Genomic DNA, 1,611 nt, shown 5'->3' with positions numbered 1-1,611 from the left:
CTCATCACATGTGATGAGGGCTTCTTCTCTGTCGATGTCGAGCGCGTGCTACGACCCCGTCTTCTTGCCGTTCCCCTTCTTGTCGCTGGGGGGCTGCGGAGAGGTTCGAGGCTGTGACTGCTCGAGCAGGTACCGCGCCTCTTCGCTGTTGGGGTTGAGCTTCAGCTCGAGGAGGAAGGCGTCTTTTGCCGCCGAGTAGTTCTTGAGCTTGAGATAGGCCTTGCCCATGAGCATGGGGGCGCGATACCCCTGGGTCACGCCGTTGGGGTCGAGCTCAATGACCTTCTTGAGGTTCTCGACGCAACGCTCGTACTCGCCCATGTCATAGAAGCTCGAGCCCACATACCACCAGGCGTCGGGGTAGGAGGGCGCGCGCGCCGCCAGCTGCGCGAACATCTCATTGGCTTCTTGCGGGCGCTTCTCGTCGACCATCGTGATCTCTCCGATGCGCTCAAGGGCCATGATGTCGTTCGGATTGCTGCGCGCGGCTTCGAGGAAGTTGCCCTTGGCACGGGGGATCATGCGGCGGGTGTAGTACACGAGGCCCAGCCCAGTGTGGGCGAGCGCATTTGACTTGTCGAGCTCGATCGCCTTCTCGAGCGTCTTCTGCGCTTCGTCGAGAATGGACGTCTGGGGTTCTTTCATGTAGCGTGCGAGATAGCCGAGGCCCAGCTGGGCGAGAGCCTGCGGGTTCTTGTTGTCGCTGGCTACGGCCTTCTGCTCGAGCTGGTAGAGCATCGACCGCAGATCGTTGCGCTTGATGTAGGCGTCGAACAGGAAGAACCAGGCCATGGTGTCGCGCGGGTCTTTCTCCACCACCTTCTGGAAGGCATCGATGGCCTTTGGCCAGTCTTGCTGGTAGAACAGCTGCATCGCGGTGGAGAAATCTGCACTGGCGGGCGCGACATCGGCCCGTGCGGGTGCCAGGTTCAGCGAGATCGTGAGAATGAGCATGCAGGCGCATGAGAGCGCCCTCGATCGGATGTTCACGTGGAAAGGCTCCTCACCGTGGGTGGCGGATTTGTGCGAAGCACCGCTCGTTCGACCCGACGGGCGTGGGATGGTTTCCCGAGCATTCGTTGCCCCGCGGGCTTCTCCTCCGGCGCGGGTCAGCGCTCGCCGCTCAGCTTGCGGAACTCCGCCATCACCACCTGTACGTAGTTCTGCGTCTCTGCGTACGGAGGGACGCCGCCATAGCGGGTGACCGCTCCGTATCCGGCGTTGTAGCTGGCCAGCGCAAGCCGCATCTGTGTGTGGCGGTCGAGATGGGTGAAGTGGTTGAGCATCTGCTTGAGGTAGCGCACCGTGCCCTGGATGTTCTGGTAGGGAACGTGCGGGTTCACCCCCATCGATGCAGCGGTCTCGGGCATCAGCTGACCCAGGCCTTGCGCGCCAGCGGAAGACACTGCGTGCGTCTGGAAGCGAGATTCGTTGGCCACGACGGCCACCACGAACCGGGGGTCGATCTTGAAGTACCAGCTGTAGTAGAGGATGCTCCGAACGACGGTGTCGAGATCGTCACTCGAGATGCGCGGGTTGTAGGTGCGGATGACGCGATGATAGGCGGCGATGTAGGCGTCGTTGCCGTAGTAGACCTGCTCGTACGTGCCC

Annotated in this window: 2 protein-coding genes; both read right to left on the bottom strand. The window is 62.1% G+C overall.

Annotated features, from left to right (window positions below; genetic code table 11):
- Positions 1-48: 48 nt before the first annotated feature.
- Positions 49-990, bottom strand: coding sequence for a tetratricopeptide repeat protein (locus tag EB084_25060; protein ID NDD31534.1), 942 nt, complete (start codon positions 988-990; stop codon positions 49-51).
- A gap of 119 nt (positions 991-1,109) precedes the next feature.
- Positions 1,110-1,611: lytic transglycosylase domain-containing protein (locus tag EB084_25055; GenBank protein ID NDD31533.1), on the bottom strand; the 502-nt coding region annotated here is incomplete at its 5' end.

The organism is Pseudomonadota bacterium, from assembly GCA_010028905.1.
Classification (GTDB): domain Bacteria; phylum Vulcanimicrobiota; class Xenobia; order RGZZ01; family RGZZ01; genus RGZZ01.
This window is presented reverse-complemented; position numbering and strand designations above follow the sequence as displayed.